At 40.9% G+C, this 24,533-nt stretch carries 19 protein-coding genes; 10 read left to right on the plus strand and 9 right to left on the minus strand.

Going from position 1 to position 24,533, the window contains the following annotated elements; genetic code table 11:
* Positions 1–129: 129 nt before the first annotated feature.
* From PV783_RS31815 to PV783_RS31835, 5 genes are all read right to left on the minus strand, one after another.
* Positions 130–3,249: an efflux RND transporter permease subunit gene (locus tag PV783_RS31815; protein ID WP_420990824.1), complete on the minus strand. Its 3,120-nt coding sequence runs from the start codon at positions 3,247–3,249 to the stop codon at positions 130–132.
* Positions 3,250–3,261: 12 nt separating this feature from the next.
* Positions 3,262–4,320 carry an efflux RND transporter periplasmic adaptor subunit gene (locus PV783_RS31820; protein ID WP_420990825.1) on the minus strand — a complete coding sequence of 353 codons (1,059 nt, stop codon included), beginning with the start codon at positions 4,318–4,320 and terminating at the stop codon, positions 3,262–3,264.
* Between the two features lie 5 nt (positions 4,321–4,325).
* Positions 4,326–5,654, minus strand: coding sequence for a TolC family protein (locus PV783_RS31825; protein WP_420990826.1), 1,329 nt, complete (start codon positions 5,652–5,654; stop codon positions 4,326–4,328).
* A 153-nt stretch (positions 5,655–5,807) separates the two neighbouring features.
* A complete protein-coding gene (locus PV783_RS31830; protein ID WP_336388434.1) occupies positions 5,808–6,530 on the minus strand; it encodes a LytR/AlgR family response regulator transcription factor in 723 nt (240 codons plus the stop codon).
* A gap of 75 nt (positions 6,531–6,605) precedes the next feature.
* The gene (locus PV783_RS31835) at positions 6,606–7,361 is read right to left on the minus strand and encodes a sensor histidine kinase (RefSeq protein ID WP_420990827.1); all 756 of its coding nucleotides are present in this window, start codon (positions 7,359–7,361) and stop codon (positions 6,606–6,608) included.
* A gap of 500 nt (positions 7,362–7,861) precedes the next feature.
* Here PV783_RS31835 and PV783_RS31840 point away from each other — a divergent pair, with 500 nt between their 5' ends.
* The 8 genes from PV783_RS31840 (at position 7,862) to PV783_RS31875 (ending at position 16,999) form a co-directional block, all read left to right on the plus strand.
* On the plus strand, positions 7,862–10,234 hold the full coding sequence (locus PV783_RS31840; protein ID WP_336388433.1) for a TonB-dependent receptor: 2,373 nt from the start codon (positions 7,862–7,864) through the stop codon (positions 10,232–10,234).
* A gap of 16 nt (positions 10,235–10,250) precedes the next feature.
* Positions 10,251–11,072: a DUF4249 domain-containing protein gene (locus tag PV783_RS31845; protein WP_420990828.1), complete on the plus strand. Its 822-nt coding sequence runs from the start codon at positions 10,251–10,253 to the stop codon at positions 11,070–11,072.
* 103 nt (positions 11,073–11,175) lie between these two features.
* Complete coding sequence (locus PV783_RS31850) at positions 11,176–12,369, plus strand: macrolide family glycosyltransferase (protein ID WP_420990829.1); 1,194 nt, start codon at positions 11,176–11,178, stop codon at positions 12,367–12,369.
* Positions 12,370–12,445: 76 nt separating this feature from the next.
* Positions 12,446–13,660, plus strand: a complete 1,215-nt coding sequence (locus tag PV783_RS31855; protein ID WP_420990830.1) for an alpha/beta hydrolase-fold protein — start codon at positions 12,446–12,448, stop codon at positions 13,658–13,660.
* Positions 13,661–13,899: 239 nt separating this feature from the next.
* Positions 13,900–14,664 (plus strand): glycoside hydrolase family 11 protein, encoded by a 765-nt coding sequence (locus PV783_RS31860; RefSeq protein WP_420990831.1) that lies wholly within the window; start codon positions 13,900–13,902, stop codon positions 14,662–14,664.
* 85 nt (positions 14,665–14,749) lie between these two features.
* Entirely contained in the window at positions 14,750–15,235 is a 486-nt protein-coding gene (locus tag PV783_RS31865; protein WP_420990832.1) for a hypothetical protein, read from the plus strand.
* Positions 15,236–15,323: 88 nt separating this feature from the next.
* Positions 15,324–16,196 carry a helix-turn-helix domain-containing protein gene (locus PV783_RS31870; RefSeq protein ID WP_079472081.1) on the plus strand — a complete coding sequence of 291 codons (873 nt, stop codon included), beginning with the start codon at positions 15,324–15,326 and terminating at the stop codon, positions 16,194–16,196.
* 65 nt (positions 16,197–16,261) lie between these two features.
* Positions 16,262–16,999, plus strand: a complete 738-nt coding sequence (locus PV783_RS31875; protein WP_420990833.1) for an SDR family oxidoreductase — start codon at positions 16,262–16,264, stop codon at positions 16,997–16,999.
* Positions 17,000–17,173: 174 nt separating this feature from the next.
* Here the strand turns inward: PV783_RS31875 and PV783_RS31880 are convergent, their stop codons facing one another.
* Genes PV783_RS31880 through PV783_RS31890 form a run of 3 tightly spaced genes read right to left on the minus strand, consistent with a single transcriptional unit; the run spans position 17,174 to position 21,328 of the window.
* Positions 17,174–18,763, minus strand: coding sequence for an MFS transporter (locus PV783_RS31880; protein WP_420990834.1), 1,590 nt, complete (start codon positions 18,761–18,763; stop codon positions 17,174–17,176).
* A gap of 2 nt (positions 18,764–18,765) precedes the next feature.
* Complete coding sequence (locus PV783_RS31885; protein ID WP_420990835.1) at positions 18,766–19,812, minus strand: HlyD family secretion protein; 1,047 nt, start codon at positions 19,810–19,812, stop codon at positions 18,766–18,768.
* A 10-nt stretch (positions 19,813–19,822) separates the two neighbouring features.
* The gene (locus tag PV783_RS31890) at positions 19,823–21,328 is read right to left on the minus strand and encodes a TolC family protein (protein WP_420990836.1); all 1,506 of its coding nucleotides are present in this window, start codon (positions 21,326–21,328) and stop codon (positions 19,823–19,825) included.
* 92 nt (positions 21,329–21,420) lie between these two features.
* On the opposite strand from PV783_RS31890, the gene PV783_RS31895 reads away from it, so the two are divergent.
* Positions 21,421–22,209 carry an AraC family transcriptional regulator gene (locus tag PV783_RS31895; RefSeq protein ID WP_420990837.1) on the plus strand — a complete coding sequence of 263 codons (789 nt, stop codon included), beginning with the start codon at positions 21,421–21,423 and terminating at the stop codon, positions 22,207–22,209.
* A 28-nt stretch (positions 22,210–22,237) separates the two neighbouring features.
* On the opposite strand, the gene PV783_RS31900 is transcribed toward PV783_RS31895, so the two are convergent.
* Entirely contained in the window at positions 22,238–22,747 is a 510-nt protein-coding gene (locus tag PV783_RS31900) for an AAA family ATPase (protein WP_420990838.1), read from the minus strand.
* A gap of 292 nt (positions 22,748–23,039) precedes the next feature.
* Between PV783_RS31900 and PV783_RS31905 the strand changes: the two genes are divergently transcribed.
* Positions 23,040–24,443 carry a serine hydrolase gene (locus PV783_RS31905; RefSeq protein WP_420990839.1) on the plus strand — a complete coding sequence of 468 codons (1,404 nt, stop codon included), beginning with the start codon at positions 23,040–23,042 and terminating at the stop codon, positions 24,441–24,443.
* Positions 24,444–24,533 lie beyond the last annotated feature (90 nt).

Genomic DNA, 24,533 nt, shown 5'->3' on the forward strand with positions numbered 1-24,533 from the left:
ACATCTGTTTACACCTTATGTGTTGTTGCACCCCATAAGTGTTCAGAAAGATATCAACCGGTTCTATCCGCTCCTCTTCCACCCGCCGCAAAAATTAAGGCTGCCCGGAATGAGCAGCCTTGTTGCTGCTTATGAAAAGTACCCGATAGCGGGTTTCTTACGGTGACGGGAAAAACGGACTAGTATACTATCCACAATCAGGTACATAGCCGGCACCACAAAGAGCGTGAGTATCATAGAACTTGTCAGCCCTCCAATGATTACCCAGGCCATTCCGTTTTTAATCTCAGCTGCGGCGCCTTTTGCCATTGCGATGGGTAACATGCCAAAAATCATCGCAAGCGTTGTCATTAGAATCGGGCGAAGCCTTTCCCTGCCTGCTTCTATCAATGCTTCCACCGTTTCAAATCCTTCCTCTCTGAGTTTATTTGTAAAGTCGACAAGGAGAATAGCATTTTTAGCGACCAACCCTAACAGCATAATCATTCCGATAATCGTGAAGATGTTTAATGTTTCCATCGTAAGCGCCAGCGCCAGTAATGCGCCAACCAGTGCCACCGGTATCGAAAACAACACCACAAACGGATACACCGCGTTTTCATAAAGCGCCACCATGATAAGATACACCAGTACGATTGCGGTGATAAGTGCCAGGGCAAGGCTTCCAAAGGCATCTGCCTGATTCCTGGAATCTCCCAGATACTGAACACTAACCCCTTCCGGCACCTTTATAGATTTTGCCTTAGCTTTGATTTCAGCGCTTACAGTACCCGTTGGCCGCCCGGAAACGTTTGCCTGCACTGTAATTGATCCGAGTCGATCCATACGCTGAAGAGTGGTTTCCCCCAGTGTTTCTTCAACATCCGCGAATTGCCGCAGCAGTATTGTTTGACCATCAGCGTTTACTACCGGCAGGTTCCTTATATTGCTGACATCCGATTTGCTAAACTGATCCAGCCCTATCCTGATATCATACTCGTTCCCATTTTGTTTGAACTGATTCTTATCATCTCCGCTGAATGCATTCTGTAGCGCCGCACCAACAGCGCCCGCATTGAGTCCGAGGAGACTCATTTTCTCCCTATTGAGCCGGATGTCCACCTCAGGTTTCCTGTTCTTTACGGACAGCTTTACAAACTGCGTCCCGGGAACATCTGCCACAACCTTCATATACTCATCGGCAACCTGCCGGATGTCTCTCAGATCAACACCTTTAATGGCTATCTGTATCGGCGCGTTACTTACATTTCCGGTTATTGAAGTGGAGGCTACTGTAAACTTCACGCCCTCTATGATGCTACTTAATTTTTGCTGCAGATACATTCCGAGTTCCTCAGCACTTTTATTTCTCTGGCTCTTATCTACCAGGCTAATCGTCAGTTCAGCCAGGTTGGCATTGGATGATGCCCCGGCCACGCTTCCGCTCACAAACCCTATACTGGAGAAGATTTTTTTTACCTCTGGTTGTTCCCGGATAATCTTCTCCGCCTGCTGCACCTTCATATTAGTTTTATAAATACTTGCTGTTGGCTCCAATTCCATATTCAGGATCAAATCGCTTTGGTCCGCCTTCGGTATAAACGCAGCTCCAATAAACCCCATCGGGATCAATGCAATGGATCCAAATATCAGGCACATTACAAGCATCAGTAACCATCTCTTTCTTCTTAACACTACCCTTAATAATCTACCATATTCTTCTTTTATCATTTCGATAAAGTACTCGAACTTCAAATTAATCCTTCCCCAAATACTTTTTGCAGACAGCTCCTCCAGTTTACCAAACCTGCTTGCCAGCAAAGGTGTGATGGTAAATGATACGAAGAGACTCATCAGTGTTGAGAAAACAACGGCGAGAGAAAACTCCCGTAAAATTGCTCCAATCATCCCGCCTGCTAATGCCAGCGGCAGAAACACCACCACATCCACCAATGTGATAGATAAGGCTGTAAAACCAATCTCATTTCGCCCTTCCAATGCTGCCTTCCGGCGATCAGCCCCCATCTCCATATGGCGATAAATATTCTCCAGCACCACAATTGAATCGTCTACAAGGATTCCCACTACCAACGACATTGCCATTAACGTCATTAGATTCAGGGAGAATCCCAGCAGGTACATGGCGATAAATGTAGGAATGATAGAAGATGGAAGAGCGATCAGTACAAATGATGCACTTCTCACACTATGGAGAAAAGCCAGCATTACAATACCTACAATTATTACAGCCAGAAACAGATCGAACATAACTGCATCAGCTGCATGCAATGTATATATACTCTGATCCGAGGAAACATTAAACCGCAGTTTCTGCCCCAGGTATTGTTTCTCTAACTCATTAAAACACTTCTTTACCCCGTCGCTTACTGCTACCGCATTGGCGTCACTCTGCTTAATGATTTGAATACCAATTGATGGAATCCCATCTATGTGGTTGATGGCTGCAGGCTTTGCCGCCCCATCTGACACATCAGCAATATCGCCTAATTTTATGGCGCCCTGAGTGGGGTGTTGCAAAATGATCAGCTTACGAAGCTCCCCGACCGAATCCACATTTGCATCGTAGCGGATGGAAAGCTCCCTGTTTGTTGTTTCAATGCTCCCGGCAGGAAATGAAAGGTTCGCATTACTGATAGCGCTTGTCACCTGCCCAATGGAAAGCCCATAAGCCAAAAGCCTGTCCTGCCTTATATTTACCTGAATCTCCCGTTTTTCTCCTCCAATAATGTTAACCTGTCCTACTCCGGGAACGTTCTGTAATACCGGGCGCAACTGGTTATCGACCAGGTCAAAAATTTTCCGGGGAGGCAAATTTCCCGTAACGCCGGCTTTAATAACCGGCGTTTCATCCAGGTTGACTTTACTTATCCTTGGCTTTTTAGCATCAAGTGGTAACTCACCGATAATTTGATCAGCTTTTCGCTGAACATCACGTTCTGCCTTATCTACATCGGTTCCCGACTTGAAAGAAATGGTAATTACTGAAAGATTTTCCTGAGAAGTTGAACTAATCTGATCCAACCCCTCCACCGAGGAAACCGCATCCTCCAGTTTTTTTGTAACATTGATTTGAACTTCAGCCGCTGCAGCCCCTGGATAGATTGTGCTGATAGAAACCGTAGGCACCTCAATTTTGGGCAGGAGATTGTAATTTAAACTCAGGTACGACTGAATACCAAACAGGATCAGTACTGTAAAGATTACAATAAGCAACAGTGGCCGTTTTATGGCGATTTCAGTAATTGACATACCTATTATTCTTTACTTAATAACATTAATTAAAGCACTGTCCTTCAGGTTAACCTGACCAGAAATAACCACCTTATCCCCTTCTTCCAAACCACCCAATACCTCCAGTTCATCTCCATAATTTATACCTACACTGATTTTCCGCAGGATAGCCTTGCCATTTATCACCACATAAACGGCTGCATCGGTAGTGCTTTCAATCAGGGCTTCCCGCGAAACAAGTAATACTTTCCGTTCAGTTTTCTTTGAGAAATCGGCATTAACAAATGTACCTGCACGCAGCGGCATGGAGTTATCATTAGGCGCCGTAATTTCAACCTGGTAGTTGAATGCCTGATTAGCCCGTGGACTAATGAAAGTTACTACCCCGGGAATAATCCTTCCCGGATAAACATCTGTGGTGATAGCAATTTTCTGGCCTTTAGCTACTTTGTAAACTTCGTCCTCCGTCAGGTTTACCTGTACTTTCAGTGAAGACATATTCACTATTGAAGCCACTTCTGTTCCGGGCCCAATGAATGTACCCTGTTCAACCGGCCTGGAAGCAATAACACCATCATCCGGCGCTTTAATGCTTGCATCGGCGATCTGTTTCCGTATCTGCTGAACAAGGTTCATTGCGTCATTATAGTTTTGTTGTATGCCCGCCACCTTCTCAGGGGTAGCAGCGTTTCCTTCCAGCAGTTCCTTGTAATTATTATTATCCCGTTCCAACTTCGCCGCATTCGTCTCGGCCTTTTGCAAGTCAAGCGCAAGCAATCTACTATCAACAACAGCGAGCAGCTGTCCCTTCTTTACATGATCACCCAAACTGAACATCACTCTCTGTAATTGGCCACCGGAAGCAGAGAACACCCTGGACTCTCTTAAAGGCGCCAGTGTACCGGTTTTCACCAGGCGCGCCAGCATGATCTCTGACTTCACAGTGTAAATAGTAACAGGTATACGGATATCTCCGGTTTTAGCTGGTAAATTTTTCGCTGCAATTTTGTTTTTATTATATGCCAACATGAACACAATAACAATTAACATTACAATGATCACCAGTATCAATACGATTCTTTTTTTCATCGCAGTTAAAGAGAATTTAAAAATGTTTTCAATGTACCCGCGGCTTTTTCAAGATCAACCCGGGCCTGGTAGTAACTATACATAGCGTTCAGATAATTATTTTGCGCCGACTGGAGGGAATTCCGGGTGATTAACCAGTCATTCAAATCAGTGGTACCCTTCTGAAATTGAAGATTCGTTACCTTAAATACTGATTCGGCCAGGTCCACATTTCGTTTATCATTTTCCATATTGGTCCGGGCCTGGGTAACTTTCGTCCGGGCATTTTCAAATTCAACGGTGAACTTACTTTCCGAAAGCTTCAAACTCTCCTCTGCATTGATCCGGCTTATCACGGCCTGCTTATGCCTGGCATTACGTTTATAGAAGTCCAATATCGGAATCGTGAGTTTTAAGCCGACCGCCGAGTATGGCAGTAATTCATCATAGGCGCCTCCCAGTTTGTTGCCGAATCCAACGGCGCCGTAACGCGCATATCCCGTCAATTTGGGCAGGCCCTCAGCTTTAATGCGGGCCTGTTCTATCTCTAATAATCTGATATTAGCGGATGATACCTTATAGTCAATCCGGGCGGCAGGAGAAAAACTGGCCAGCGAATCCTCCGGGCCAGCCAGCGGCGCTATCGCAGCAATCAGGTTAACGGGAAGTTTATCGTCAATGGGATACCCCATCTCGAATTTCAATTGATTTTCCGCTAATTGAAAATTACTCTCAGCTACCCTGATCTGCGACATTGTGTTATTGAAATCCACGGACACCTTATCCAGGTCCTTCTGTAATACAACACCTTTGGCCACCTGCAAACGGTATATATCCATCTGTTGTTCATAGGTTTTACTGTTAAACTGTAACAGCAGAATTTGTTGCCGGTACACCAGCAATTGAAAATAGGCGGCGCTAATATTGTAGATAATTGATTCCTGACTCTGTTGAATGTTGAGATCCGCCAGTTCCCTATTGAGTTTATTTGCTTTAAGGCCCGTCAGCAATGACTGATCGTATAATACCTGGTCGAGTTGTGCAAGGGCATTGGAATTAAATTTTTGTGTAAAAGACACCTTTATTTCATTTGGGCCCAGCACTCCGGCTGGAATAACATTTTGCTGCAATTTGAGATTGTTGTCCAACATTGAAGTAAGACTCACCTTTGGAAGATAATCTGCAAGAACCTCCCTGGCTTTAGCATCGGCAGCTATTTTCTGATTAGCGTAAATTCTGGCATTCCGGTTATTTTGCAGACCATACTCTATACAATGCTTCAATGTCCATTCCTCCTGGGCCTCCGCTTTGATGTATATGCAACAGATGATCAGCATTAGAAAACTTTTAGTCATACATTCTAACTTATTCCTTCGTCTGTAAAAGGACTTCTGATAAAATGCTGCTAAAATAGCCTATAGGGGAACAGCTAAAATTCATTTTATACCAAACCGGCTGGTTTTTATACAAAAGAAGATAATGGGCACTAACAATGGGACGTTGTGAACCTACCTGTTCGCAATCTTTTTGGTTACAAACTCATTGAAAAAGAAATCCCTGTAAATACTTCCGATAGGTATTTCGTTTGTACCTATGTACACGGTGTTATTATCTACAGAATCGATATGCTTAACATTGATGACATAGGATTTGCTTACTCTCACAAACATATCTTTGGGTAATTGATCGTAGATGGTTTTGATATTCATCGCCGTCATTACTTTCTGATTTTCGCTGTGCATTACCACATAATCTTTTAAGCCCTGAATAAAAAGTATGTTATTGAAATAGACTTTAAAAATTCTCCGGTCTGCTTTCACAAAGAAAAAATCATCTGCTACCTGTTCAATATTGTTATTGGTATAGTCCGCCTTTAATAATTTGGAGTATGTACGGGCTTTTTCAACAGCCTTTTGAAAACGTTCTAATTTTACGGGTTTTATCAGGTAGTCAATCGCATCTACCTCGTAGCTGTCGGTAGCAAATTCGGAATAGGCGGTTGTAAAAATCACAAATGTTTCTTTCGGAATGGTCCGGGCAAATTCAATTCCGTTAATTCCCGGCATTTGTATGTCAAGAAAGATCAACTCAACTGTATTGTTTTCTATAAAATTGGTGGCGGTTTCAGGGCTGTTGAATGAACCGATTAAATCTAAATCGTCAGTTTTGTTAATCAACATCTCTATGGCTTCTCTCGCCAATGGTTCATCGTCAATAATAATACAGTTCATAACTTTATACGCTTTACTATATAACAAAATAATCGCCTGCTATATTTTAATTCCCTTCTTTTATTACTATGCAGGTCATAGCTTTATGGTTAAAGTTACGTAATACCTTTCTGAGTCTTCTTCGATATTTAAACTATGTGTTGCCGGGAACAAAAGCTCCAGTCTTCGTTTAACATTTGCCAGCCCCAATCCGCCTGTATTACTAACAGATTTAACCATAGGTTTGGAGTTGATACATTTAAAGAAAAGTTCATCGTTTCTAACATCAAAATACAGGTTCACATAAGACGATTTTGTTGCATCATTATTGTGCTTCACTGCATTTTCCACAAACGAAATGAACAGCAAGGGAGGAATTTGCACACCGCTCAAATCTCCTTCTTTTGAAATCAGGAAATCAAAACTATCCCGCCTTACTTTCTCCAAATTTAAAAAATCTTCCAGGAAATGAATATCCGAGGTCAACAACACCTTGTCTCTTGCACTGTCATAAAGCTGATAGCGCAGTAAATCGCTCAACTTTACTAAAACTTCCGAGGCTTTTTCGGGATCTTTCTTCGTTAGAACATTGGCATTGTTTAACATATTAAACAAAAAATGCGGGTTGATTTGATTTTTCAACTGTTCCAGTTCTGCATAAGTTTTCGACTGTTTCAGCTCGTAGATCAATTGCTTGTCCATCATTCCCTTCTGAAACAGTTTTATGGAAGATGAAGCCGCTAACAGCAGCACGGTAAGGAAGGAAAAAAGCGGGATATTCAGCCCATTTTCTTTATTAAAAGGATTAAAAAAATAACCACAAACAGCCACTACAACAAGGATACCGATCACAGACAGGCAGTATTTAATATTCTTATTCCTGAACAAAAGCTTTGGCACCAGCACGTACATATTTACATAGAATAATGCAATAAAATATACAAATATCACTATCGGGTTGTCAATTACGGGAGTGCTGTTGTACAACACAGCACCTATAAAAACAATGAGCAGCAAATGCCGGAATATTCTGCGGTCGGGTGAAATCAGGAAACGAAAAAGCACGTTTTCGCTAATAAGCTGCTGATGGCTAAAATCATTCATTTATAAAATTGTATAGAACAAATTTAACAATTAAAGCGCTGGTCTGATCTGCTTTTTATACGAAAGTGTTTGCTTTTTATACGAAAACAAGACACATTATAAAAACGCATAAGACAAGAAATACATTTTGTAGTACCCCGGCATACTTTGCTATAAAAGATACCGCATTTGGTATAATTAAAAAAAGGCAGTTATCCAAAGGAATAGTTTTGTGTCGAATTTACAACTGTTAAATCGATTTTTAAAAGATGAGATACCAGATTATTTATATACTGCTGCTTATAACCGTTTCATTCGGGGCCTATTCACAACAGAAAGTGACATTGAGTGGAACAGTCACCATGAAAACAAACACCGAAACAGTAATCGGCGCAAGCATTTTCATTCCTGAAGCAAAAGTTTCGGCAATTACCAATTCGTATGGCTTTTATTCTGTCACCCTGCCCAAAGGGGAATATACAATCGTTATCAGCTGTATAGGATTTGAGAATATCGAGGAACACATCACGCTGACAGGAAACACCAAGAAGAATTTTTCGATGCTGGAAAAAAGCAGAACCTTAGATGAGGTAGTGATAAAATACAATAGTCCGGCAACCAACATCCGGAACCCGGAAATGAGTGTGAATAAGCTTTCTATCGCCACCATCAAAAAGATGCCGGCAGTTATGGGCGAGGTTGATGTTTTAAAAGCGATTCTGCAACTTCCGGGAGTTTCCACTTCACAGGAAGGAGCAACAGGCTTTAACGTCAGGGGTGGTTCGGTTGACGGTAACCTGATATTGTTGGATGAAGCCGTTGTTTACAATACTTCCCACCTGTTCGGCTTCTTCTCCGTTTTTAACGCTGATGTGATTAAAGATTTGAAATTGTATAAAGGTGGAATACCTGCTAATTTCGGTGGGCGCACCTCCTCTGTTCTGGATATTTATCAAAAAGAAGGGAACAACCAGGAATATCACGTAACGGGGGGAATTGGGGCTATTTCGAGCAGATTACTGGCAGAAGGCCCTATTGCAAAAGGTAAAAGCTCGTTCGTAGTTGCTGGTCGTACTTCTTATGCCCAGTTGTTTATGAAGCTGGCTGACAACCCCAATTCTGTTTCTTTTTACGATTTGAATGCCAAACTGAATTATAACATCAATGACAATAACAGGATTTTCCTTTCAGGATATTTCGGCAAGGATAAAATGGATTTCAGCAATTTTTTCAGTAACACTTATGGAAACTCATTCTTTAATCTTCGTTGGAATCATATCTTTTCCGAGAAACTTTTTTCCAATGCGTCAATCATTTACAGTAAGTACGATTATGGCCTGAAGATAAAATATGTTGGCATTGATTGGGTATCGGACATCCGCAACTATAATCTGAAGTACAATTTTAACCATCGTGTGTCTGATAAGCTGGTTTTGAATTATGGTCTCAATTCTATCTACTACCAGTTCAATCCCGGCACCATAAAACCTATGGATGAAAAATCGCCTATTAATGCTGACCAGCTTGAAAAAAAATACGCCTGGGAAAATGCATTGTATATCAGTGCCGAGCAAAAACTCACGGATAAAATATCCGTGAATTATGGCCTGCGATATAGCAATTTCCTGCGATTGGGGGAACAGAATGTAAATAATTATGCCAATAATCAGGCAGTGGTTTTCAATCCCACGTTACAAATTTATGAGGAAGGAACGCCCACGGGTGTAACATACTACGGTAAAAACAAAAAGATTACTGGTTTTGGAAATTTAGAACCCCGTCTGGCAGTTTCTTATAGCATAAATGACGACCAATCCATTAAGGCGAGTTATAACAGGATGAGCCAGTACATCCATTTAATTTCCAACACAGCTTCCGTCTCCCCACTCGATATATGGGCGCCGAGCGACCAGTATCTGAAACCCGAAATTCTTGACCAGGTGGCATTGGGCTATTTCAGAAATTTCAGCAATGGAAAATATTCCCTGGAAACAGAAGCTTTTTACAAGAAAATTAAAAACAAAGCAGATTACATTGACGGTGCGGAATTGATTGCCCAGAAAGCCATAGAACAGGTATTGCTAAACGGCGAGGGAAGGGCTTATGGTCTTGAAGTGATGCTGAAGAAAAATACCGGGAAACTGACAGGCTGGCTTTCTTACACACTTTCCAGGGCAGAGCAGCGCACACCGGGAAGAAATGCAGAAGAACCTGGCATTAACAACGGCGAATGGTATCGTGCCAATTACGATAAAACGCATAATTTTTCACTTACAGCCGCTTATCAACGGACAAAAAAATGGAGTTTTGGCGGCATTTTTACCTACCAAACAGGAAAAGCGGCCACCTTTCCCATCGGCAAATACCAGTACCAGGGTATTACGATTGGGAATTACGGAGTGCGAAACGCTAATTCCCTCCCGGCTTATCATCATCTGGATTTATCGGCAACCTACACACCAAAACCTGACAGCAAAAAAAGATGGAAAGGTGAATGGGTATTCAGTATTTACAATGTTTATAACAGAGGCAACGCCGCATCTATTATGTTCGAGCAAAACAGGGAAACTGGGTTGAGCGAAGCAAAGAGGATATCTATTTTCGGTATCATTCCGGGCGTGACTTACAATTTCAAATTTTAATTCTAATAATATAAAAATGAAGAATATACTTAAATACCTGGTTGTTTCATGCTGTTTTTTTCTTCTGTCCTGCACAAAAGTAGTGGAAGTAGATTTAGAAACAGCAGAACCAAAATTGGTAATTGACGCATCGATTGACTGGATAAAGGGTACGACGGGCAATGAGCAGAAAATCATACTCTCCACCACAACGGGATATTACAGTCCGACATTCCCAACTGTTTCAGGAGCGGATATAGTTGTAACAAATTCAGCAAATACTGTTTTTAGTTTTACAGAAAATCCCGGTACAGGAGAATATATCTGTTCCAATTTCCATCCTGTTATCGGGGAAACTTATACATTAAAAGTAGTTTTAAATGAGGAAACTTATACCGCAACCGAAACTTGTATAGGCGTACCGGATATTGAAAATAATATTGAACAGAATGATGAGGGCGGATTTGGAGGTGATGAAGTGGAAATCACCTACTACTACCAGGATAATGGCAGTGAGGAAAACTACTATCTGCACCGTATTCTATCACCTGTATCAAAGTTTCCGGATTATAAAGCACAAGATGATGAGAACAGCCAAGGCAAACTAATGCAGGAATATTTTTCTGACGAAGATCTGAAAGCAGGAGATCCGGTAAACATCCGGCTGTATGGGATATCCAGGAGATATTATGATTATTTCAGAAAGTTGTTAGCGGCATCCGGATCTGGTAGCGGCCCGTTTCAAACAACACCGGGTTCGGTGAGAGGAAATATCGTTAACCAGACCCATTTCGAAAACTTTGCCTATGGATATTTCAGGTTATCGGAAGTAGACGTAAAGGATTATACGATCAAGTAATTAGTAAGGCGTGATCCCTATGGTACTAAACCTTTTGGAGTTTGATCTTAAAAGATTTTTATCTTTGTGAAAGATATCATGCCCACATAGGAATATAAGAAATATGCCCACTTACGTTTTTTTCAATGTTTCAGCATATGGTCATGTGAACCCAACGCTCCCCATCGTTGCCGAGCTAAGCAAACGTGGCCATAAGGTTTATTATTTTATCGGCGAATCCTTCGCCGGCGCCATACAAAAAGCTGGTGGCATCCCGGTCATATTACCGGGAACTTCACGAAGTCGGAATACAACGCCACCGGGGGACAAAGAGATTGCGCTTTTACCGTTTTTAATGGCGCGTGAATCGCCCCGTATAGTGCCGGAAATTGTAGCCAGGTTGAAAAGTATAAACCCTGACTGTATTATATTTAATACTATGCTGCTTTCGGCCAGGCTCGCAGCACGGATATTGCGACTACCCGCGATCGGCTTCCGCCCCTTTCATAGTCCCAGGCTACAACAAAAGATTATTGAAAATTTTACTGACCCGGATTTCAAATTACTTGCACATGCTGCCAGTGAAGCGCTTGCAATGGTTACAACATCCTACCAGCTCCCTGCTCTCACCCTTCAGGAGATATTTTCAGAAGTCCCCGGGCTAACGTTGGTATTTCTACCAAAAACATTCCAGGTTGATGCAGCCCAATTCGATGAGCGTTTTCTGTTTGTAGGGCCCTCCTTTACAGCGCCACCATCAATCCCGTGGCCGGTATCCCAAAGCAGCAAGTCACCAGCAATCAGGATCTATATTTCACTGGGCACATTACGAAATAATGAACCGGATTTTTACCGCAAATGTTTCTCTGCTTTTTCAGCACCTGATTGGAGCGTAGTAATGTCGGTTGGAGATCAGATCGACTTACATACACTGGAACCCATTCCTGATAATTTTTTTGTAAAGCGCTCTGTACCCCAAACCGCCCTACTCCCTCATGTGGATGTTTTTGTTACTCATGGCGGCTTGAACAGCACAATGGAAAGCCTGTATTATGGTGTACCTATGGTTGTTCTGCCATCTATAAAAGAACAGGTAACAACGGCAGAACGTGTACGGGATCTGCATCTGGGCCTTATTCTTGACCGTACAGATTTTACTGCCGAAGCACTTCGTGAGACTGTGGCAACAGTATTCCAAAGCGAATCGATCAGGCATGCTGCGCGCGATATAAAGGACACCATACATAGCGCAGGAGGCCATTTGCGTGCTACTGATGCAATTGTTGCATTTCAGCAGGGAGTGCTTCCTTCAGCCTGATTATTATCTGCCATAGGATAAAATCTGTGGTTAGTCCTACCCGCTGTAAATTATTTGACTTACTCAACCCATAGCAATGATGCATCATTTTAGAAATAACGCTCTATATATTTTCTTTATACTACTAACCCCCAAATGTTTAATTGCCCAAACCGACCCGGCATTTAAACCCGTATCGGCAGATATCATCAGACTCTCATCTAAAGTATTGGATGAAGACCGGAAAATTTATATTTATACGCCGCCTATAGATACCCTACTACCCGGTAAGCGCTACCCCGTACTATACGTTCTTGACGGCGACAACCATTTTAGCCTGATGGCAGAATATTGCCGGTACCTTAGCCGCCGGGATGTAAATGTTATGCCCGAAATGATTATAGTGGGCATTCCTAATACAAACCGGACAAGGGACCTCACCCCAACCCACAGTATTATTGACTATGACGGAAAGCCAGACACCAGTTCAAACTCCAGGCTTAAATCTAGCGGTGGTGGTAATAATTTCTTACAGTTCATTGGTACTGAGCTGATACCTTATGTTGACGCGCACTACAAAACACAACCTTTTAAAATTTTTGCAGGACATTCATTCGGCGGTATCACCACGATCAATTGCCTGTTAACGCAGCCGGATATGTTTGGTGCTTACATAGCCATAAGCCCATCCTTTTGGTGGGATAAGGGATATTTACTTAGTCTCGCTGATGAAAAGCTAAAAAATGACCGGGTTGTAAATAAAATGATCTTTTACAGTGATGCGGACGAAGGAATGTCAGAACCGTCCTTCCATACCAACCTGTTAAAATTCGACTCTATAATAACCCAAAGAAAGATAGCGGGCTTAGATCATAAGTATGCTTACTATCCCGAAGACTCACATATGACGGAGCCCATAAAAGCCTATTATGACGCTTTGCGGTTTATTTTCAGGCAATGGGATCTGCCACAGACAGATCCGGAATTATTGAATGCCACTGTTGTAAAGCAACATTATCAGCAACTGTCTCAACGGTATGGATATTCCGTTACACCGCCGGAAGCAAATATGAACAACCTGGCAATGTATTTAATAACCCAGTATGGAGCGCTGGATAATGCAATAAGTTTACTGGAAATGAATACCCAAAACTACCCCGCATCAGCAACTGCCTTTAGCCAGTTGGGCGATGCATACCTGAAAAAAGGTGATCGTTCAAGGGCAGTTATTTGCTATAAAAAGGCGCTTGCATTAAATCCCGGCCTGCAAGATGTAAAAGCTAAACTGGCAAGGGCTTCAGAAAGCCGGTAAATAATGCAGAGCGGTACCACTGTGGTATTATCGCAGAAACTGATCCAACCGAAGAAACCGATCTCTGGCAACCGTAAAGAGCGGTTTATACCGACTGCTGCTACAGAGCAGTTGTGACATTTTTGAGAAGTTAACAATAAACAGGGTATGAACATTTGTGTAACAAATTTGGTGATTATTAGCATTGTTCCATTTTTAAACATGCTTTTTTTGCTTCTTTAACCAAATTAAACCACGATATGAAAAAGCAAAACCCACTAACAAGAGTAACCAGGAAGGTTGCTTTTGGAGCTGCTGCATTCGTTGTACTTGCAGGCGCTACAATTTTAACAAGCTGTAAAAAAGAGGCAAAAACCCAGCCCGGGGTAGTTGGTATTGAGCGTCTTTCCAATGCTGAAGTCGCGGCCCAATTCTACCAATCGGGTACACATAACGGCTTCTTTTGGTCACTTTGGAAAAGTGATGGGGCGACCGGTACAGTTAATTACGCAAATGGCCCTGGCGGAAATTACAGCGTTAACTGGAACGGATTTAATGGCAATTTTACGTGTGGCAAAGGTTATTCTGTAGGTTCCACATCCTACAAAATAGGGTATAATCTAGGTACTTATTCAAATTCCGGTGGTGGTACTTTCGGCTGGTACGGATGGACCAGAAACCCTTATTATGAGTATTATGTGAACGAAACATGGGGTGCAGTATCACCTCATACCGGCACTTATTTAGGGACATTTGAAAGCGATGGTGCAGGTTATAACGTATGGACCCGTTGGGTGACAGGTAAAAATATCGATGGTGGTGATGGCTTCAGACAGATTTACAGCTCCAGAGTTACAAAAGTTACTACCGGACAAAATCGCGTCATTACTTTTGCCAACCACTATAACAAGTGGAGTAGTTTAGGCTATACTCTTGGCCAGTTAAATATTCCGGCTATTATGGTGTCAGAGACCTGGGGCACTAATACTAATGGCAATATTAACTGTACTATTTGGGCGCAATAAACACTGATTTAAATTACCCCCCGCACTAAATACTGCCTTGCAGAAAGCAAGGCAGTATTTAGTGCGGATTATTAAACAATTAGTTATGATGAGATCAATATCTTATTTTCTTGCATTTTTCATTTTTGCTCTTTCTGCCTGCGATTCACCGGATCTTAAAAGCATTGAAGGAAATAAAAAATTTCTAATCGGAAAATGGCATAGATTTTCAATAGCAAATGGATATAGCGAATTTGATATTGATTCACTATACATAGTTTTTTATAATCAGAAAGTTGGCCGGTTGGGGCTTCCTTACAAAATAGAAAATGATTCCTTAAAATACCTTACAAATAATTACGCGGCCAAGATTACAGACTACGGTGACTCAGTACTTCTTGAAGGCAACGATAGTACTAAAGCCACCTTATATAGGTTTAAAGAACCGGATGTTCCTTTTAAAACAATCCCTGAAGCAAAAGATTCTTTGTTATTTGCATCATACATCGCAGGTTTCGATAAAAGATTAATCCGGGAATTTGAGAAAGCCGGGATAAAAATTTCTGATGGTACGGAGAAGCCTGATTTATAATACTTTGACGTAAGAAATTTACTCAGATTATACAAATGAACTCTGGTATCATACAACTTTTTTATACCTTCACATTTAACCAGGAAACATGAAAAAACAAAAAGGGAAAGATGAGGGCTTACAGAATGATGAACTGGGAGTAAAGATTCGCTCAAACGACAATCCGTATCTTTCAGTTGATAGTCAAAAAAAATTGCTGCAACCTCGCAGGTTATCTTCTTATTTTATTGTATTAATTGAAAGTGGTTCAATTACATACAATTTAGATTTACAAGACTTTACGCTTACTGACGGACACTTGCTTTTTGCAATGCCCAATCAAATTTTTACGCCACCCGCTAAAACAGACGATCTTAAATATTTCAAGCTGCTGTTTGATGAAAGTACATTAGCATTGCTGCCACAACAATTCCCCTTTTTGGTCAATCCTTTAAACGCACCAACCATAGTTCTAGACGGTGCTGCAAAAGAAAGAGTAATAAAGGTTTTTGGAATTCTAAATCAGATACTTCACATAGATAAATATGAGACCGACACTGAAATAATATTGGCTTATCTGAACTCATTGCTATCAGAATTAAACAGCGCTTATTTCAAAAACAAAGCACCCCTCAATATCTTAAACACTAACCTTTCAAAGTTTATCGAGTTCAAATTAGTCGTCGAAACGTACCTTACAGAGCAACCTTCTATCAACACAATTGCAGAAAAATTAGCTTTATCTACAAACAGTTTATACCGGATTGTAAAAGAACATTCCGGAACATCGCCAAAAGACTACTTTATTAACCGTTTGATGGCGGAAGCGCAGAGAAAATTGCGTTATTCAAATATTTCCATCAAAGAATTGGCCTATGAACTGGGCTTTAATGACCCTGACTATTTTTCAAGGCTCTTCAAAAAAAGTACAGGAAAAAGCGCCAGTGATTTTTTGCCCAGACAAGATTTGTCGGGGAAATAAATGGAATTGTCCATTTCCCCTATTTTTCAGCTCTCTACTTTTGCTTCATAAAATTCACACAAAAAATGAAATTTGCATTAGTAACAGGAGCTAACAAAAGCATTGGCCTCGAAGTTGCGCAGCAGCTTGCTCAAAAAGGAATTTATGTTTACCTCGGCAGCCGTAATTTAGAAAATGGCGTTGAAGCCGTTGCTACATTAAAAGCGAAGGGATTAAACAATGTAGAAGTTATTCAGCTTGACATTACAGATGACGAATCAGTAATTAAAGCCCGTAAAGAAATAGGTAAAAAAACAAAAGTGTTGGACATACTTATAAATAATGCGGGTATTTATGGTGGTTACCCACAAACAGCACTTGACTCAACTATTGACCAGTTTAAAGCAACTTATGATGCGAATGTTTACGGCGTGGTACGAGTTACACAGGCATTTATTGATTTATTAAAAGAGTCGTCAGAACCCCGTATTGTAAATGTAAGCTCAAGTCAGGGTTCAATCACCCTGCACAGCGACCCAACATATAAATATTACGACTACAAAGGCGCTGTATACCTTTCTTCCAAATCAGCCTTGAATATGTACACTGTTGTTTTGGCATACGAATTAAAAAATACCAACTTCAAAGTAAATGCCGTTTGCCCGGGATTTACAAAAACAGATTTCAATGGTCATCGTGGCCCCGGAACTGTTAAAGATGCCGGAAAACGGATAGTAAAATATGCCCTGATTGACAATGATGGACCAACAGGAAAATTTTTCAGTGAGGAAAATAATCCTGAAACAGGAGAAATACCCTGGTAACGAGGATTAAGCATTTTTATGGGCTTCAATGCGAATCCACATTTTGACAGAAAAAAAAATAAACCCAAACAACAAAGCCCGCGACTATCGCGGGCCTTGCAATCTTCCGGTGCTCCCTTTCTTCACCTTGGCTTTAAAATATCAGCTAATACCCGTTAATAAATTATGCTTTATCTAATAAGGAATAATTCCTTTTCTTAACCTTAAAACAACCTTCTGAACCTGTGGTGAAAAAAGAAGAATAGCGATGATGACGACCAAACCCACAAGCATAAAATCGTAATAATCCCGTGTAGCACGGGCTAATATTTGTTGTCCTGCCAGTTTATTAAAATACGCTCCTGAAACTCCTTTTGCGGTATAAATATCGCTGCCTGCATTTGTATATGTGTTTTGAATATCCAGTAAGGTAACAGACAATTGTGGGCTAGTTTCGGTTAATGTTTCCCGCACCTTCTCCCTAACTGCGGATTTGGAGAACAATTGAATTTCGTTATTAAGAGCCAGACTGGCTGTAAAACCAGTGAACCTGGCAAATATTCCCACAAGTGACGCATTTAAGGCAATCTTTGGCGGTGCTGCGGAGCTGGTAAATGAAACAATGGGAACAAATAAAACTCCCGTTGCAACGCCATAGATAAACATAGGCAGTATGAAGCTAATTGTTTCTCCCTGTACAGAAACAAAAAGTATCATATAGGCATAATACAAAGCCATAAAACCAAAACCTGCTATGATAATCCTTATCAGGTTAAAACCCATCAAAACAAACCGGGAGGTAACAAACATACTCAGTATTGTCCCAACAATTACTGCGATCCATATCGGAATAGTACTGAGGGGATCAATGCCTAAAATAACTTCAAGATAACCATAAGCAAGTCCGGTGCTTCCTTTAAAGATGTAAAACGAAAAAAGCAGTAGCAGCCCGATGACAAAATTCTTAACCTTGAAAATCTGTAAGTTGATCAATGGCCGTTTAAGCTTCGATTCCCTAATAACAAACAGCATAAGGATGATTACATTGCCAAGGCTCAGAAGAACGATTAACGGACTATCCAACCAGCCCAATTGCCGTCCGTATATCAGGAGGTATCCTAATATCAAAATAAAAGATACATAAAACAGGTACCCCACCCAATCCACCTGATAAAGCGGTATTTTCTTTGTAAATCTTGCTTTGCTGTTCATCGTCAGTAACACAACAAATGTCAGGACAATGAGCATTATATTGAAACCATAAAACAGGCAATTGAAGTCATAAAAATGAAGTACTACACTGGAATAGATGGAGTAAAACGGAACGGAGATTTGTATACTTCCATAAAGGAGACTATAGGCAATCACGCGGGCACGTGTAGACTGTAACCGTGGAAAAGTGAGTTGCAGGACGATGCCCGACATCAATGCACAGGTAATACCCTGTACAAACTGGCAAATGACAAATAGTGTCCAATTTCTGGAATGAAAACAGATGACAGAACATATTGCATTCATGGCGAGTGCCATTATCAGATATTTCCTTGGCGCAAAATACTTTACAATGCGAAAGTCCAATGCCAAAAAAGCTACGGTTGAGCCATAGATAACTATCATGCCATATTGAACATCGGTAGGCTGTACGCCATAATAGCCCATTATCGCAACGGGACTGCTGTAAAAGCCGAAACTAAAGAGGCAAGTCATCAGGATGGCAAATATCACAGATCTTGCCATCCATTCGGACACCCATCCTTTGAAAACCGGAATTTTATGTGCTTGCATGATTAATCTTTTAAAACATAAACATTGGCATTCATTCCTGCCGAGATCCTGGCTAATTTTTCAGGCGTATCGGTCAGCTTGATCCGGACGGGAATACGTTGGATAATTTTAACAAAGTTACCTGTGGCGTTATCTGGCGGAAGCAACGAATAGCGGGAACCTGTGGTTGGAGAAAGGGATTCAATGACTCCGCTGAATTTTTCATTTGAAAAGGCATCTATTTCTATGGATACTGGTTGCCCTATCTTGAAATTACCAATCTGCGTTTCCTTGAAGTTCGCCATCACCCATTTGTTTTCGGTTTGGTTCACCAAAAACGCCAGGGTTTGCCCTGGCTGTATCAACTGCCCTTCCTGGATGGTCTTTTTACCAATCTGTCCGTTAAAAGGCGCAGTGATTACGGTATATTTAATGTCTAGTTCCTGTCGTTCGAGAAGCGCTTCCTTGATTTTTATTTCTGCCGATATCGCATTACGCTGTGCTCTAAGATCATTTAGCCTGGATTCGGCGACCTGCAGGGAAGCTTTTACCTGATCATAATCAGATTGCGTGATAGCCAAAGACATACTGACATTCTCGTATTTTTGTTGCGTGGTAGATTCATCAGCCAATAGATTTTTATAACGGTCAAATTCTCTTTGCTGCTGATTCAGTTTCGCTTTTGCCCCTGAGAGCTGTGCTTTTATTACTTCGATGCTTTTGATTTGCGTTTCTTCGTTAGCAGCCAAAACAGGTAATTTGGCATGCGAACTCATTAACTCTGCTGATGCCGCATTTCTTTTCAGTCCGTATTCGTCAAGTTCAATAACCACAAGTGTATCTCCCTTCTGAACCTGCTGATTGTCTTTATAATAAATTTTGCTGATATAGCCCCCTACTTTTGCATTTACAGGTGATAAATACGCATCTACCTGGGCATCATTGGTTTGTTCATAGCGGTACCCTTTAAAAAAGTACAATGCCCCCCAAATGATAATTGCTGTAAATAAGGCGATGCCAAACCATTTGGTGAGGGTTACGATTATTTTATCTGTTCTGTTTTTGTTCATAATTTTTGTATTAAAGAATTCCTACGATTGCGAGTAACCGGATATGACTTACTTTTAAATTTGCTTGTGCAGTTGTCAGATTAAATTTTGCTTCCAGCAAAGCATTTTCCGCTTCCAAAAGATCGGTCAAAAGTGATTCCTGGTTGAGATAACTGTTTCTGATGACCCGAACGGTTTCGGCAGTTTTAGTGATATTTTTTTCTGCTGTTGCTACACTTTCCAAAGCCTGTTGCTGTTGTAAATAGGCTTCTTTTACCTGAATTGAAATTTCCTCCTTCTTAATGTTGGCTTTTTCTTTTGCCTGATTATTTACGACCTGGGCACGCGCAATAGAATGTTTGCTTTTGTATAAGTTATCAATAGAAAACTGCACCTTGATTCCTGTTTGTCCAAATGACCATAAATCATTCGAGTAAGGATAAAATGAGATCTGCGGATACGTATAATTGTAATTGGAGTACAGGGAAGCTTTAGGTAACAACCCAGCTTTAATTTGCCTGATATTTATCTCACTCAATTTAATATCGCTATTGACCATCTTATACTCCGGCGATTGGTGGAATGCAATAGCCAGGTAATCGGCGTAATCAGCATCCTTAACGGTCTCCATTTCAACACCGCCCCGATAGGTGATAGCTATCCGCGCTTCGTTATCACGCCCCATCAGGATATTGAGACGTTGGGTGGTAACACTGATTCTCTTTTCAATATCTGAAAGACTTAATTCCAACTGTGACAGTTTCACCGAGGTTCTCAGCACATCACTATTCAGCACAATACCGTTTTTGTGTAAGCTCTCGATGAGTGATAGCTGTTTTTTCTCAGCCGCAATTTCTGCAGCAATAAAATCACGGAAGTTCAGATATTTATACAGATCGAAATAAGCAACGGCAACATTGTATTTTACGCTGTATTTTTGCAGATCGGCTTCGTAGTGCTTCCGTGTCTCTTCTTCCTGCTTCATCTTGATATTTCTTCTGTCTTTACCACCATTGAAGAGGTTAAAATCGAAGTTGTATCCGACTCCGTAACCATAGCCTTTTACAGGTACATCTTGCGGAGATGAGAATAATCCATTATCGTAAATGAGAAATTTTGAATTGAGTTTTACATCTCCACCTACTGAAAGGTCCGGTAGCAGACGGTCTTTGGCTTCAAGTACTTCTAAATTGCTTTGCTGAAGATTTAAATCCGATAGTTTTAGTTGGCGGTTATTTGTTTCGGCGGCTTTCCATACTTCTTCCAAACTCAATGCCGGGGTAGCTTCTGCATCCTGGGCATGGAGAGAGTGTGCGGATAGTAGCAGTATGGCTCCCAAAACTGGATTTACCATCTTTTTTAATGCATCAAAGACAAATGTTAAATCCATTATGGGCGTGAAAGGATTAGCATTAGCAAGCCAGTAGATATTAAGTGCGTCAATTTCTTCTGCTGAATGGCATGCTGCATTATTACAAGGTTTGTTTTGTGCCACAAGCTCAACGCCTTTATCAGGGTTTATAATTTTCTGTTTCATTATGATTCTACTATTATTTCCGTAGCAAAATTACTCCAGCCAACAAACCATCATTTTATATAATTAGCCTAATATTTGTTATATTTGGCCACGTGAGTATTCTTAAGCAACTTATAAATAGCGTTGACCAGCATCCTGACTCTATCCTGGTGGTGCGGCAGCAAACCGAACAACGTTTGCCTTCACATCAACACGATAAAGCTCAGTTACTATTGGTTTTTGGAGGAATTGCCTATCTGCAAACAGGCGAAAAGGATTTCTATATTCCATCCAATCATTATATCTGGATACCTAAAAATTATCCGCACAACCTGATGTTCAACACGCAGGATCTGTATATCATAAACATTTATTTTCCCGGAAAAAGTTCCGGCGAATTCTATAATGAATTGGGCATTTATCCCGTGAGTAAGCTCTTATCTGAAATGCTGTCTTTTAGCGGAAAATGGCACGGTGATTATTTCAAAGGATCGTGGGAGTTTGAGTTTTTAACAACACTGGGGAACGTGCTGTCCAAAGAAAACCTTAAAAAGTTTTCGATTCAACTTCCCACTACCGATGATCAGCGGCTCCAGGCTATTGTTGGTCAGCTGCGAAGTCGGCTGAATGAAAACCTTGCTTTAGAAGATACGGCCAAACAATGGGGAATGAGCGTAAGAAGTTTGACAAGATTATTTCAGACAAAACTTCACATCACCTATATTCAGTATGTAAAAATGTTGCGGATTATCCGGGCTATGGAATTGATTAAAGACAGTGATCTGACTATGACCGAAATTGCCTATGAGATTGGATATTCCAATATATCTGCATTCAGCAATAATTTTCACCAATTGACGAATATGAGACCCACTGAATTTAAGACAATGTCGGGAGTGTAGAATAAATTGTAAGATAGCCTCGGGCCCATCAGGAAATTTTAGCGAGTACCTGGTCTCTGCGGTTCAATAAATTCCCACTCACTTCAATTGTCCCGATACCAAAATCCTCCATCCAATCATGCAATAAATCATTAACCAGCCCCCTTAGTTTTGGCAGGTCTGCCTGATGGCCTGGTATCAGATCCGGTTTTTCTATTGGAACAAATACGAGAAGGTCGATCCCGGCAATGACAGTTTGAGCTGTTTCAAATAGCTTCTGAATATTCAAACCCGGGTCGATAACATGCAGATAGGCTAAAATATCAATCACGCATCTGTCAAATATTACATTGTGTTCGCCTTTGGAAATCAGCCTGGCCGAATAATTAAACTGCTCAATAAAATCCTCAACTGTAGGAATTTCTGAGAATTCATATCCTGATGCTTCCAGTTGATAATATGGTTCTATTTCGAGTGTATACCCGGGGAGTTTCACCAGAAGTTCTTCCGCCAGGGTTGATTTGCCTACCCGGTGAGCACCAACTATTGCAATTCTCATAGATAATTCGATTTATTTAAAGCACTTTTACTCATTGGTCAAATTTATGCCCTAATTCACTGATTTTAATAATTATCAATGCATACTTACAACATAAAGCTGATTAAACACCAAACTGATAACTTCCGGATTTCAACGGTAAACTGTATGGCCCTGCGTTTCCTTCTCTTGTGACCACCGGGAACAAAAGGCAAGCGGCAAAGGGGTTTAACAATATCTCAAATCTGGATTTGAGATACTATATTTTGCCTCACTCAATTTTTTAAACCGAAGTTTGCAACAAAAGTTTAATATGAAAAGAGTGAACTTACTACAATTGCTATTCTTATTGTTTGCAATGCCTGTTTCAGCACAAATATTTGGAGGGAAAAACCATTCAGAAAAGCTCGATCAGCTAATTGCCGGCAATTACAATTCAATTGCCCCGGGGGTTGTCTTTTTAGTGGCTGAAAAAGGAAAAGTAATCTATGAAAAAGGTGTTGGTACCGCCAGTAAAGAGCTGAATGTTCCCATGCGCCCGGAAATGATCTTCCAAATAGGTTCCATAACCAAACAATATACGGCCGTAGCTGTCCTACAATTAGTTGAACAGGGGAAAATCTCCTTGCAGGATAGTATATCGAAGTTTGTTGAAGACTTTCCCTATAAAGGACATACTATTACAGTCGAAAACCTGCTGACACACACTTCAGGCCTGGTTGACTATGAGGTTTTGGATTTTCACATCCCAAATGCAATACGCATCGACCTTTCACCGAAGCAACTTATTGACAGTATCGCCAAGTTGCCTTTGGGGTTTATACCAGGAACAAAATATAATTACAGCAACTCCAATTATTTATTATTAGGATATATTATTGAAAGAATAACAGGAAAGAAATATAGCCAATATTTACAGGAGAATATCTTCATGCCAGCGGGCCTGACCAACACTTATTATAACCAGCCGGGACAGATTATTATGAATAGGGCATGCGGCTATACCAAAGATAGTACCGGCAACCGAAATGTTGGGTACATAAGCATGAATCAGGTCTTTAGCGCCGGTGCATTACTTTCAAATGCTTCTGACCTGTTTAAGTGGCATCAGGCTTTGTATTCATATAAACTGCTAAAAAAAGAAACACTTGAAAAAGCATTTACACCATTTAGACTTTCAACCGGTGATTCTTCCGAATATGGATATGGCTGGTTTATAAGGAATTTTCAGGGAAACAGGTCCATTGGTCATGGCGGAGCAATAGATGGCTTCAGAGCCAGTGAAATTTACTTTCCGGAAAAGGACATTTTTATAGCCGGATTATCTAATTCTGATGATGATGCTTTTTTCAGACTGTTTGAAAATGTTATCGTTCAGGTCATGGGTAAGTACTTAAAAACCTCCTATAAAGATTTAAAAATACCCGATGCCATTCTGGATAGCTACATTGGTAGCTATACGTTCATGGAAGATACAACCAATTATATCAATATTCACAGGGAAGGGAGCAGGTTATATGCGGATCTTTCGAATAAAACCGGCACAAACATGCCCTTGCTTGCCCAGTCACAAACCATATTCTATTTACCTGTAGTCAAAAGAATTCCAACAACTATAGAATTTATAGTAGAAGGTGAAAAGGTCAGAGGCCTTTATTGGATACAGGACAAAAAGCACGTAACGAAAAAACAGAACAGTAAAACAAGTACTTTTTGATTCGCGTCAAAGTCCTTATCCTGACATCACTTAACCCTCATCTGGGCAGCCCACCTGCGTACTCCACAAAAAATATTTTTATTTATGTAG

Source organism: Chitinophaga sp. CC14 (genome assembly GCF_048957795.1).
Lineage (GTDB): Bacteria > Bacteroidota > Bacteroidia > Chitinophagales > Chitinophagaceae > Chitinophaga > Chitinophaga ginsengisegetis.